Genomic DNA, 12,308 nt, shown 5'->3' with positions numbered 1-12,308 from the left:
TTCAGTCTCCGGGTCCGCGTCGCCGGACGATCCGGTCGATGATGTCGCCGGTCGACAGCAGTTCGTCCGCGTGGCGGGGGTTGCGCCCGGTTGCCCGCTCGACGCGACACTCGATCCCCCGGTCGGCGAGCGCCGTCTCGATCGCAGTCTCGTCGTGATGCTGGTCGAACCCCAACACGATCACGTCCGGGTCGATCGCCTCTATCGGCGTGAAGATGTCCTCTGGATGGCCGAGTCGCGCCTCGTCGACGACCTCGAGCGCCTCCACCATGTCGCGGCGCTGCTTCCCGTCGAGGATCGGTGCCGGTTTGTGGGTGACGTTATCGTCGCGGGCGACGATGACGTGGAGCTCGTCGCCGTAGCTCGCTGCGTCGGAGAGGTAGTGAACGTGTCCGGGGTGTAGCAGGTCGAAGGTTCCCTGCGCGACGACCCTCGTCATCTGAGCCACGAGAGGAACCTACCGTCGTTCTCATCGTCGTCGCGTTCGTCACCGTGTCTCGTGTGTCGGTCGTCGTCCGGTCGGACGACTCCCTGGTCGTACCCCTCCTCGACGAGTTCGCGGTCGATGTCCTCCTGGGTAAAATCGAAGAAATGCTCGTCGGGCACCTCGACGTCGAGGACGTCGATCGTCGTCGGCTTCCCCTCGTTGTCGAACGCCTTCCAGTCGCCCCAGCCGTACGGCGCGCCGACGATGATGTGGACCTCGCCCTGTCCGAACGTGGCGAGGTCGGCCGAGCTCGGACGCAACGCTCCGTTAGGATGCGAATGAACCGATCCGACCGACCGCATGTCGTTCGGCTTCATGTGCGACCGAACGGTGGCGCTCACCGGGTTCGACTCCGTGCCGGGAATGACGAGGACGTCCGTGATGACCTGTCCCTGTCGGTCGATGTTCAGCTTTCTCGCATCGTCCGCGCGGAGGAACCCCATATACTCGTCAGGGTGGGTCTCCTCGCTCGCCTCGAGGATGAACTCCAATGTCTCTCGAGCGATCCCGAGGAGCTCGTCCGACCGGAACAGTCGCATGTCCGAACGAAGTCCCCGTCACCTCATATGGGTTCCGGACCGTCGGCGGGGCGACGGCGGCTCCACGTTTTTGCGCCGCTGCCGCGGTCGCCTCCCGTGGGCGCGATAGAACAGGCTTAACACCGGCCGTTACCGAACGAAGTACATGAGCGAACAGACCGCCGGGGATTCCGGCACGCGGAGCGATTCGAGCTCCGAACCCGAGGCCATCACGGCCGAGGGGACGACCGACGACCGACCGGTCGTCCACGATTTGGCACCCGACTGCACCCTCGAGGACGTCGAAACGGACGAACTGTATCACGCAGAGGTGAACGGCGTCGTCGACTACGGCGTGTTCGTCGACGTCTCGGATGCCGTCTCGGGGCTCGTTCACGAGTCGAACTTGGAGAGCGAGTACGACGTCGGCGACAGAGTGATCGTCCGACTCACCGAGGTGAAAGAGAACGGCGACATCGCCTTCGACGACGTGACTCCGTCGACGTACCGGACGGAACCCGTCGAACACGAGCCGACCATCTCGCGCGTTCGCGGTCTCTCGCCGGGCGACGAGGTCACCGTCGAGGGGGAGGTCGTTCAGGCGAAACAGACGGGCGGTCCGACGATCTTCGGCGTCGCCGACGCGTCTGGCGTCGTCTCCTGTGCCGCGTTCGAGGAGGCCGGCGTTCGCGCGTATCCGAGCGTCGAGGTCGGCGACATGGTCCACGTCGCGGGCACCGTGGAGACGCGCGAGGACGCGCTCCAGCTCGAGGTCGACTCCCTCGAGACCCTCTCGGGCGACCGCGCGGCCGAGGCCCGTGAGCGCTACGAAACCGCACTCGACGAGCGCGCCGAGCCGGCCGACATCGACCCCCTCGTCGAGTGGGAAGCGTTCGAGTCGATCCACGACGAACTCCGTGAGCTGGCCCGACTACTCCGTCGCACCGTGCTCGCCGGGCGACCGATCCGCGTCCGCCACCACGCGGACGGCGACGGGATGTGCGCGGCGATCCCCGTCCAGATCGCGCTCGAGGAGTTCATCCGGGAGCTCCACGAGGACCCGAACGCTCCACAACATCTGTTCAAGCGACTGCCGAGCAAGGCACCGTTCTACGAGATGGAAGACGTCACGCGCGACCTCAACTTTGCGCTGGAGGGACGCGCTCGACACGGACAGAAGCTCCCGTTCCTGCTGATGCTCGACAACGGGTCGACGGAGGAGGACGTTCCGGCCTACGAGAACCTCGCCCACTACGACATCCCAATCGCCGTCGTCGACCACCACCATCCGGATCCGGACGCGGTCGGCGGACTGCTCGACGCCCACGTCAATCCGTACCTTCACGACGAGGACTACCGGGTCACGACCGGGATGATGTGTGTCGAGCTCGCCCGACTGATCGACCCGTCGCTCTCCGCGGAGCTCGAACACGTTCCGGCGGTCGCGGGCCTGTCGGACCGCTCGAAAGCCGAGGTGATGGACGAGTACGTCTCGCTCGCCGCCGAGGCCGGCTACGACGAGGCGGAGCTGCTCGATATCGGCGAGGCGCTCGACTACGCGGCCCACTGGCTCCGCTACTCGGAGGGGAAGACGCTCGTCAACGATGCGTTGAACGTCGGCTGTGACGATCCGGAGCGTCACGAGGAGCTCGTGGAGTTTCTCTCCGAACGTGCCGCACGCGACGTCGAAACGCAGCTCGATGCGGTCGACGAACACGTCGAACACGAGCGACTCGCCTCGGGCGCACACCTCTACCGGATCGATCTTGACGAGTACGCCCACCGGTTCACCTACCCCGCACCAGGGAAGACGACCGGCGAGCTCCACGACACGAGGGTACGAGAGACCGGCGATCCGGTGATCACCATCGGCTACGGACCGGATTTCGCGGTGCTTCGTTCGGACGGCGTGCGTCTCGACATCCCCACGATGGTGACCGAGCTGAACGAGGAGCTGCCCGAGGCGGGCGTCTCCGGCGGCGGACACCTCGTCGTCGGCTCGATCAAGTTCGTGAAAGGTCGCCGTCGCTCCGTGATCGAGACGCTCGTCGAAAAGATGGCCGACGCTGAGATCGACGAGACGCTGTCATCTTCGACCGTCCGCGACGACTGAGTCCCCATCCTTCGCGACCACCGAGATCCAATCGTTCGCGACTGCTCGTGACGAGCGCCCGGTGCTCGCCAGCACGGTCGTCGGTTCCTCGGTCCGCTACTCTGCTTGCTCGTATATCATCTCGACGTCGTCCGCGAAGCGTTCGAGGATGTTCCGTCGCTTCTTTTTCATCGTCGGCGTAAGCAGGTCGTTCTCCTCGGAGAACTCCTCGGGGACGAGCCTGAACCGCTTGATCCGCTCGTACGGCTCGAACCCCTCGTTGACGCGGTCGACCTCCTCCGCTATGCGGTCGTGGACGCGGTCGTCGCGACAGATCGCCGCCCGATCATCCGGGAGATCGATCCCGCGTGTCTCCGCCCACTCCTCGACGCGCTCGAAGCTCGGCACGATCAGCGCGGAGACGAACTTCCGCCCGTCGCCGATCACGACGCACTGTTCGACGAACTCGTTGGCCGCGAAGCGGTCCTCGATCGGACCGGGAGCGACGTTCTTTCCCGTCGAGAGCACGAGCAGCTGTTTCGCCCGCTCGCGGAACGAGACGTACCCGTCCGGTCGGAGCTGGACGATATCACCGGTACGGAGCCACGGATCCTCGGGGTCGCCGTCACGCTCGTCCGGCGGCGTTCCGGCGACGACGGCCTCCTCGGGCAGTCTGTCCACCTCGGTGAACGCCTCCGCGGTGGCATCGGGGCGATTCCAGTAGCCGTCGGTTACCTGGGGGCCGCGGACGAGCAACTCGCCGACGTCGCCGGAGACCTCCGCTACCTCATCGCCGGCAAGCGTCACGTCGATCGCGATCTCGGTGTCGACGACCGGCGGACCGATCGTCCCGACGCGAGGCTCTTCCGGCGGATTCACGCAGATCACGGGTGACGTCTCGGTGAGTCCGTACCCCTCGAGGATCGGCAGATCCATCGCGTGATACAGCGCACACAGCTCCGCCGACAGCGACCCGCCGCCGGAGATAAAGAAGTCGACGTTGCCGCCGATCGCCTCCCGAACCGACGAGAAGACGAGCGTGTCCGCGACCGCGCGTTTCGCGTCGAGGATCACCCCAGGGTCGTCGGTTTCGTGATGCGTCCGGCCGACCTCAACCGCCCACTCGAAGATTCGTCGCTTCACCGGCGACTCGCTCGCCTGCTTCCGTATCGCATCGTACAGCTTCTCGTACACACGCGGGACGCTCGTCGTTACCGTCGGACGAACGAGTCCGAAATCCTCCCTGAGCGTATCCGGACTTTCGGCGTAGCCGACCGTCGCGCCCGCCGCGAACATCATGTAATGGCCAGCCAGCCGCTCGAACACGTGCGCCAGTGGAAGAAACGAGAGGGTCGTCGACGCCGGCGAGATCCCGGGGACGTCGTCGTCGCGGTCGGGCCGATCGCCGAACCGCTTGTAACACTGGTTGAGATTCTCTCGGAAGTTGGCGTGTGTGAGCTTCACCCCTTTCGGCTTCCCGGTCGTTCCCGAGGTGTAGATGAGACTCGCGAGGTCGCCGACGTCCGTCTCCGCGAGCCACGACTCGTAGGCGTCCGGGTCGAACGCCGCCGCGCCACGGTCGTGAAGCTCACCCAGCGTGAACACGTCAGGGGCGTCGTCGTCCAGTGCGTCCGCATCGACATCGTCGAGCGTCACGATCGCTTCCAGCTCGTGGTCGAGATCGCCGTGGACGGCGACGACCTCGTCGAGCAGGTCACGGTTCTCCGCGACCACGACGGTCGCTTCCGGATCCTCGAGCAGATACGTGAGTTGGCTCGGCGACGAGGAGGAGTACACCGTCGTCACCACCGCCCCGGCCGCGAGCGCCGCGAAGTCGGCGTGTGCCCACTCCATGCGGGTGTTCGCGTAGATGGCGACGCGCGTCCCGTGATCGACGCCGACATCGCGGAACCCCGCCGCGAGGCTCCGGACGATGTCGCGCATCGTAGCGTACGTCACGTCGCCGTACTCGTCGGTCGGCACCGATGGCACGACCCCCTCCGTCACCAACGACCGGTCGTAGATCCCCCCCTTATACTGCTGTGCGACCCTGTCGGCGTTGCGTTCGGCGGTTCGCTCGAACGTTCGGGGCAGCGTCTCGGACGCCACCACGTCGTCAGCGAACTCGCGTTCGACCTCCTCCCACTCCATGTCGGCCCCACCCCCCGAACCCTAATAAACGATCGGGTAGTTGTTCGTTTCCACGTTTCTCATCGTTTACAGCGGTATCGAGGCGAAAGCCCATCGGCTTTAGCCGTGGGATGAAGCCGACAACTGGGAATCTCTCCACGCTTGTAGGCACGGTTGGATATTCCACGTCGAAATACCAAAAAATTTATGTAAGTAAAAGTACTATGACTACATATGTCGAATCAGGTCATCACTCGGACACTCAAAGCGAGTATCCGCAACCACTCGCAGGTCTGTGACGACCTCGATTCGCATGGCTTTGCCGCGTCGAAATTGTGGAACGTCGGGCGATGGACAATCTCGCGTGTCTGGGACGCTATCGGCCACATTCCAGATGCAGACGAACTCTGTTCGTACCTCAAGACTCACGAACGCTATGCAGACCTACACAGCCAATCTAGTCAGCGAGTTCTTCAGGAACTCGGTGAGGCGTTCATCTCGTGGTACGAACAAGACGACCCAGACGCCAATCCACCCGGCTACCGCAAACACGGCGACGACCACCCACGCTCGACAGTGACGTGGAAACATCAGGGCTTCAAACTCGATACCCAGTACAACCGTGTCCGTCTCTCGAAAGGCACGAACATGAAAGAGTCGCGCTACGCCGCTGACTACATCCTCTGTGAATACACACTCCAAACAGACGATCAGATGCTTGACGCCGTTGAAAGCGTCCAGACGGTGCGTGCTGTCTGGACTGGCGAGCAGTGGGAGCTCCATTTCGTCTGCAAGATGCGGGGTGAAACGCCTGAGACACCAGGTGAGAAGACCGCAGGTGTTGACCTTGGTATCTGCAACACGGCAGCTGTCTCTGTCGGTGACGAGACACTGCTGTATCCCGGCAACGCCCTGAAAGAAGACGCCCACTACTTCCGACAGCGGGAATACGAGACGGAGGGGAAAAATGGGCCAAGCGACCACGCAGAGTGGACCAGACAGAAGAAATCCCGGCGACAAGAACACTTCCTGCACGCTCTGTCGAAAGACATTGTTGAGCAGTGTGCTGACCGAGGTGTTGGGACAATTGCAGTCGGCCATCCGAAGAACATCCGTGAGGATGAAGACTGGGGACGACACGGCAACAAACGCCTGCACGACTGGGCGTTTGAAACACTACTCAGCCACATCGAGTACAAAGCCCAAGAACGCGGTATCGACGTAGAGCGTGTAGACGAAGCAGGGTTGAAAACGTCGAAAACCTGTTGTGAGTGTGGAACGGAAGCTGACTCGAATCGAGTCGAACGTGGCCTGTACGTGTGTGAGAATTGCGAGTTGGTCGCCAATAGCGACCTGAACGCGGCAGAGAATATGCGAGCGACGGTAACTCCGAATCCGACACAGGATAGGAGTAACGGCTGCTTGGCTCAGCCTTCGGTACGCCTGTTCGACAAATCCACGGGGCGAGTAGCCCCACAAGAACAGGTCGTTCCGTGAACCGTAATATCCCAGCGTGGGAATCCCACGGCTTCAGCCGTGTGGAGGAAGTCAATTTGTCCGCGCTCTCGCGAACGGACCGGGCGGCAACATCAGCTCCTCGAGTTCGGGACGCTGTTTGACGTTGAACACGACCTGTAGTTCGTCGGTGAGCGGATAGCCGTTACACGACAGCCGAAAGCCGCGTTCGGACAGCTCCTCGGGAAGGATATGGTTCGTCGGCTGTGAGAGCTCGCCCTCGGCGATGTACACCGCGCAGTTTGCGCAGGCACCGCCCCGACACGAGAACGGCCACGCGAACCCGCGGTTCTCGGCGGCTTCAAGCAGGCTCTCGGTGGGTTCGGCGAGCAGCCGACCGTAGTCGTCGGTCGCGAGGTCGGCACGGGACGCTTTCGCGAACAGGTCGTCATCGTCGAGCTCCCAGCCGTAATCCGCAACCACGGCGTAATCGAGAAACTCGACGCGGACCGACGACGCCTCCCCGGTCCCCGCGTCGCCGGTATCGAGGTCGATATCGGCGGCGGGCTCGTCATCACCGTTGGGGTCCCGCTCTTTGAGCTGGCTGTACGCGCGCCGGACGAGCTGGAACTCCTCGGTGCTTCCCCCCTGATCGGGGTGGACCTCCTTGATCCGCTCGCGGTACGCCCGCCGGATCGTCGTCTGGTCGGCATCGGTGTCGACGCCGAGCACCTCGAACGGGGAGACCATTCGATACCCACGCTATGCGACGGAGCATCATAAACGGCTCTCAACGTCCCGGAGTCTGCCGGGACTCGTGGCTCCACTACTACGGAGAGAACTGTTAACTATCCGCGTACTTGGGAGGGGGGGGACGGCTCGATACACGTTGCGTGAGAGTGCACCAATTCGAAACGCGAGCGACCGATATGTGGGGAGTAGCTACGCTTCTGGCCGCCACCGACCGCCGATCTCCTCACGCGGATAATCCTGATACGTGCCGTCGAGATACGTCGTAACGCGACCGTCCTCCTCGCTCAGCGTGATCGCCCACAGAACGTTCTCACGAAGCGACGTTTCCAGCGCGCTCATGTGTTTGGTTCCCATCCAGTCGGGATAACTGAGCTGTGTAACCTCCGGGACCTCGTTTGGACTGGGGCTCCGAACCCGAACCATCTGTTTTTGAATCGTTCCATCCCCGGTCACGATGATCGCTCCGTCCCGGCTGAACGCGACGTCTTCAGCGACTTGTTTGAACTTTTCCGAGGAGTCGGAGGCGAGCTTGCAGCGGTCGGTCGGCCAGACGTTCTCCCCCAGCGAGTCGGTGTACGTCTCGAAATCCGTTTCGGCCACGATCAAAAAATACAGGCTGGGACCGCTCACGTACTTCTCGTCCCACCTGTCGAAGGAGATGCTCAGAGACTCGGAGACGTATCTGATCCGGTCCATGAGATCCTGACTGGTTGCGTACTTGCTCAACACTTGGTCGAGTTCATCCATGAGAGTCGGTTCAACCCGCTGTAGACACCGGAACAGCTTAAATCCCCTCTCGACCACGGTTGCGCTCGGACGCTCCCGGCCCAATCGGTACGACGTGTCGGCTGGCCGGTCTGCGGCACTCGTTGCGACTCTACATCCTTTGTGACTCAGTAACATACATTACTGATCAGCCGTATGATCCGTGTAGAATGGGCGTTGTGGACGATCTGCGTAACGGAATGGTAGCGGACAGCGATCCCGACCTCTACGTCGTCGAGGAAACACAAATCGAGGGCGACACCGACGCCGCGGCCATCGAGCCGAGACGGCTCCGCGAGATGATCAGGGAGTATCCCGAGGCGTGCCGTGTGTTCAGGATCACGAACGGACGGGGGTATGACCACTCGGTATCGGCCGACGATGCCTACACGCGGGCTGAACACTCCGGACGGATCGAAACGGACGCTCGCTCGGCAGCCGACGCCATCACCGACGAGTGTTCGCGGTGTTCGGTTCGTCTCGACACGTCCGACCCGCAGTTGGCCGCTGTTGAGAGCGCGACCACGCGCCTGGAAGTCGAGATCGACGACGCCATCGTTCGGTGGGTGCCGCCAGTCAACGACCCACGAAACGGCTGACATCGCACCACGATACCGAACGCGACGACTCAGTTGACCGGATCGTTTCGAAAAACCAGAACTAATGCGTTTCCGGTTGTAGCCGCGTTCTATGGTCGATCTCTCCGACGACCGTCGACAACGGACGCGCCTGCGTCGACGGCTCGTCTTGGGTGTTTTTGGGCTCGTCGGCGTCGTCATCGCTTACGCAGTCACCTACCACTAGGCCGTCATCAGTATCGCGGGCGTCGAGGATCGCTCGCCGATCAAATCCTTGCAGGTCGTCATCGAGGCTCTTACGACCGCCGGGTTCGGCGGTGACACCGGTCTCTGGCGCGATCACAGTCTGCTCGCTCTCATGGTGCTTGTGATGAATCTCACCGGGGTGCTGGTCGTCTTTCTCGCAATTCCTCTCTTCGGCGTTCCGCTGTTGCGGAATGCGCTCGACGGGACGCCGCCGATAACGAGCTATCTCCGGGACCACGTCATCATCTGTGGCTACTCCGGCGCCGACGACGTGCTGATAGACGAGCTTGAGACTGCCGAGATTCCGTATCTGATCGTGGAGTCCGATCCCGACCTGGTCGAACAGCTCCTTGCGGCCGACATCCCAGCGATACAGGGTGATGCCGAACGCGTCGGGACGCTGAAAAACGCCAACGCCGAACACGCGACCGCGCTCGTTGCGGACCTCGACGATGAAACCAATCCGACGGTTATTCTTTCGGCGAAGCGAGTCAATCCTTCGATGCAGATCGTCAGCGTCGTCCAGACGCGCGAGGCGGCCCCCCACCACGAGTACGCCGGCGCGGACGACGTCGTCATCTCGAAGGAGAGTCTTGGCGAAAGCTTCGCCAACCGGTCGATAAAGACGGTTTCCGAGCGGTTCCAGACGGCCGTCGGCGCCGACGCGGATCTCGAGCTCGACGAGTATCTGGTCGAGGAAAACAGCAGTTTCGTCGGACGGACGATCGAGGAGATCGACGTGCTGGGTGGCGACGTGACCGTGATAGGCGGCTGGTTCGGTCCCCGGTTTCTCATCTCCCCGTCGCCGAGGACGACGATCCCGAAAAACAGCATTCTTCTCCTCACCGACGAGCGAGGCCGACTCGAGAGGACCGACCTCCGCAAGCTCCCGCCACACACCGGCCACCCATCCCGAGTCGTCGTCTGTGGATACGGCGACGTCGGGAGTGCGACTGCCAGACGGCTCACGGAGGAGAACGTCGACGTGACGGTCGTCGATGCCAGTCCGGGCGAATCGATCGACGTCGTGGGTGATATCACGGAACGCGACACGCTCGAGCGAGCGGCCATCGAGAACACCAGATCGCTGGTGCTGGCGGTGGACGACGACGCGGCAGCGATCTACACGGCACTGCTCGTGAAGCATCTGCAGCCCGACGTCGAACTCATCGCACGAGCGAACGATCCGGAGAGCGTCTGGAAGCTGTACGTTCGAGCGGAGTGACGAGCTCGTCGTTGCCGGAACCGACGAGGCGATAGAGCGGTTCCAACAGTACGTTGACGTGTCCTCCACGCCGCGACCTTCGGATTTAAGTTCCGCTCGGGCCGAGGATCGATAATGTTCGACCCCGAGGAACTCGAGGCGATTCGGGAGGCGAAAGCGACGTGGGAGGCGGAGACCTACGGCGCGACCGTCGACCGGTTCGGCGAGCGTCTCGAGGAGTTCACCACGGACACCGGCGGGCAGACCGTCGACCCGTTATATACACCCGCCGATCTCGACGACCACGACTACCGCGCGGACGTCGGCTTCCCGGGCGAGGAGCCGTACACCCGCGGCGTCTACTCGACGATGCACCGCGGTCGGCTGTGGACGATGCGACAGTACGCCGGCATGGGTACCGCGGCCGAGACGAACGAGCGATTCAACTATCTCATCGACCAGGGCTCCTCGGGCCTCTCGATGGCGTTCGACCTCCCGACACAGATGGGGTACGACTCCGACGCGGCGATGGCGGAAGGCGAAGTCGGGCGGTCGGGCGTCGCCATCGACACGCTCGCCGATTTCGAGACGGTGTTCGACGGGATCCCGCTCGACGAGGTGTCGACGTCGATGACGATCAACGCACCCGCGGCGGTGTTGCTGGCGATGTACGTCGCGATGGGCGACGAGCAGGGCGTCGATCGTGGCGAACTCCGCGGGACGATCCAGAACGACATCATGAAAGAGTACATCGCGCGGAACCTCTACATCTACCCGCCGGAGCCGTCGCTGCGGCTGATCACGGACGTCTTCGAGTTCTGTGCGTCCGAGACGCCGAAGTTCAACACGATCTCCATCTCCGGCTACCACATCCGTGAAGCGGGCTCGACGGCCGCACAGGAGGTGGCGTTCACGCTGGCGAACGGGATAGAGTACGTGGAGGCCGCCGTCGACGCCGGCCTCGACGTCGACGAGTTCGCCCCGCAGCTCTCATTCTTTTTTAATGCTCACAACGACGTGTTCGAGGAGGCCGCGAAGTTTCGCGCCGCTCGCCGCCTGTGGGCGCGGATCATGGACGAGCGGTTCGGCGCGGAGAACCCGGCGGCGAAACAGCTCAAGTTCCACACCCAGACGGGCGGCTCCACGCTCACCGCCCAGCAGATCGACAACAACGTCGTGCGCGTGGCGTATCAGGCCATGGCGGCCGTTCTCGGCGGAACACAGAGCCTCCACACGAACGGGAAAGACGAGGCGCTCGCGCTCCCGACCGAGCAGTCGGTCAGAACCGCGCTCCGCACACAGCAGATCCTCGCACACGAGTCCGGTGCCGCGAACACGATCGACCCGCTCGCGGGATCGTACTACGTCGAGAGCCTCACGGACGGTGTCGAGGCGGACGCACGGGAGATCCTGTCCGAGATCGACCGGCGTGGCGGCGCGCTGGCGGCCGTCGAGAGCCAGTGGGTCCAGCGGCAGATACAGGACGTCGCTTTCGAGCGCCAGCGGGAGATCGAGGAGGGTGACCGGATCGTCGTCGGCGTCAACGCCTTCGAGGTCGACGAGGAGCCCGAGATGGATCTGGAGGAGGTCGATCCCGATCAGGAGGCCGCCCAGCGGGAGCGGCTGGAGGCGATCAAAGCCGACCGCGACGACGACGCGGTCGATGACGCGCTCGCGTCGGTCCGATCGGCCGCCCGCGGGACCGAGAACCTGCTCCCGCCGATCATCGAGGCCGTGAAGACGTACGCGACCGTCCAAGAGATAAGCGACGTCCTCCGTGAGGAGTTCGGGGAGTATAGCCCTGACCGGTAGTACCGAACGGAGGCCGGGGGGCCGGACAGCCACGAGGGGCGTGCGCGCCGCGTTCGCTCTCGTCACTCCCTGCCGGACCGGCGGGGCAGCAGCTGTCCCCAGACGAGTTTATCGACGAGCCGTACCGTCAGTGGTCGGTCGACGGTGATCCGACAGGACAGACGGGGGTAGCCGAACCGTTCCGCGGCCGCGTCGTGCCAGTGGTCCGGCTCCGGCGCGGGGTCGATGCGGAACGTGGGTCATGGGTCCTGATTCGTGTGTCGGCCGC

Annotated in this window: 11 protein-coding genes and 1 pseudogene; 5 read left to right on the top strand and 7 right to left on the bottom strand. The window is 63.4% G+C overall.

Annotated features, from left to right (window positions below):
- Window position 1 precedes the first annotated feature (1 nt).
- Window positions 2-439: an FAD synthase family protein gene (locus ACYQ0R_RS01770; protein WP_459820633.1), complete on the bottom strand. Its 438-nt coding sequence runs from the start codon at window positions 437-439 to the stop codon at window positions 2-4.
- Complete coding sequence (locus ACYQ0R_RS01765) at window positions 436-1,026, bottom strand: Mov34/MPN/PAD-1 family protein (RefSeq protein WP_459820632.1); 591 nt, start codon at window positions 1,024-1,026, stop codon at window positions 436-438. Before ACYQ0R_RS01765 ends, ACYQ0R_RS01770 begins: the two co-directional genes overlap by 4 nt.
- Window positions 1,027-1,171: 145 nt before the next feature.
- Between ACYQ0R_RS01765 and han the strand changes: the two genes are divergently transcribed.
- Window positions 1,172-3,118: a Hef-associated nuclease gene (gene han, locus ACYQ0R_RS01760; RefSeq protein ID WP_459820631.1), complete on the top strand. Its 1,947-nt coding sequence runs from the start codon at window positions 1,172-1,174 to the stop codon at window positions 3,116-3,118.
- Between the two features lie 96 nt (window positions 3,119-3,214).
- Here han and ACYQ0R_RS01755 read toward each other — a convergent pair whose 3' ends face one another.
- On the bottom strand, window positions 3,215-5,248 hold the full coding sequence (locus ACYQ0R_RS01755) for an AMP-dependent synthetase/ligase (RefSeq protein ID WP_459820630.1): 2,034 nt from the start codon (window positions 5,246-5,248) through the stop codon (window positions 3,215-3,217).
- Window positions 5,249-5,461: 213 nt separating this feature from the next.
- Here ACYQ0R_RS01755 and ACYQ0R_RS01750 point away from each other — a divergent pair, with 213 nt between their 5' ends.
- On the top strand, window positions 5,462-6,724 hold the full coding sequence (locus tag ACYQ0R_RS01750) for an RNA-guided endonuclease InsQ/TnpB family protein (RefSeq protein ID WP_459820629.1): 1,263 nt from the start codon (window positions 5,462-5,464) through the stop codon (window positions 6,722-6,724).
- A 51-nt stretch (window positions 6,725-6,775) separates the two neighbouring features.
- Here the strand turns inward: ACYQ0R_RS01750 and fer are convergent, their stop codons facing one another.
- Window positions 6,776-7,432, bottom strand: coding sequence for a ferredoxin Fer (fer, locus tag ACYQ0R_RS01745; protein WP_459820628.1), 657 nt, complete (start codon window positions 7,430-7,432; stop codon window positions 6,776-6,778).
- Window positions 7,433-7,624: 192 nt separating this feature from the next.
- On the bottom strand, window positions 7,625-8,182 hold the full coding sequence (locus ACYQ0R_RS01740; RefSeq protein WP_459820627.1) for a diadenylate cyclase: 558 nt from the start codon (window positions 8,180-8,182) through the stop codon (window positions 7,625-7,627).
- A gap of 188 nt (window positions 8,183-8,370) precedes the next feature.
- Between ACYQ0R_RS01740 and ACYQ0R_RS01735 the strand changes: the two genes are divergently transcribed.
- A complete protein-coding gene (locus ACYQ0R_RS01735; protein WP_459820626.1) occupies window positions 8,371-8,799 on the top strand; it encodes a hypothetical protein in 429 nt (142 codons plus the stop codon).
- A 61-nt stretch (window positions 8,800-8,860) separates the two neighbouring features.
- Here ACYQ0R_RS01735 and ACYQ0R_RS01730 read toward each other — a convergent pair whose 3' ends face one another.
- Window positions 8,861-9,121: a hypothetical protein gene (locus ACYQ0R_RS01730; protein ID WP_459820625.1), complete on the bottom strand. Its 261-nt coding sequence runs from the start codon at window positions 9,119-9,121 to the stop codon at window positions 8,861-8,863.
- Between the two features lie 27 nt (window positions 9,122-9,148).
- Between ACYQ0R_RS01730 and ACYQ0R_RS01725 the strand changes: the two genes are divergently transcribed.
- Both ACYQ0R_RS01725 and ACYQ0R_RS01720 read left to right on the top strand, forming a co-directional pair.
- Window positions 9,149-10,249, top strand: a complete 1,101-nt coding sequence (locus ACYQ0R_RS01725; protein WP_459820624.1) for a potassium channel family protein — start codon at window positions 9,149-9,151, stop codon at window positions 10,247-10,249.
- Between the two features lie 114 nt (window positions 10,250-10,363).
- The gene (locus tag ACYQ0R_RS01720; protein WP_459820623.1) at window positions 10,364-12,040 is read left to right on the top strand and encodes an acyl-CoA mutase large subunit family protein; all 1,677 of its coding nucleotides are present in this window, start codon (window positions 10,364-10,366) and stop codon (window positions 12,038-12,040) included.
- A gap of 62 nt (window positions 12,041-12,102) precedes the next feature.
- Here the strand turns inward: ACYQ0R_RS01720 and ACYQ0R_RS01715 are convergent.
- A pseudogene (locus ACYQ0R_RS01715) lies at window positions 12,103-12,276 on the bottom strand (ferredoxin); the annotation flags it as partial.
- Window positions 12,277-12,308: the final 32 nt, after the last annotated feature.

The sequence above is a fragment of the Halorubrum luteum genome, from assembly GCF_054652935.1.
This window is presented reverse-complemented; position numbering and strand designations above follow the sequence as displayed.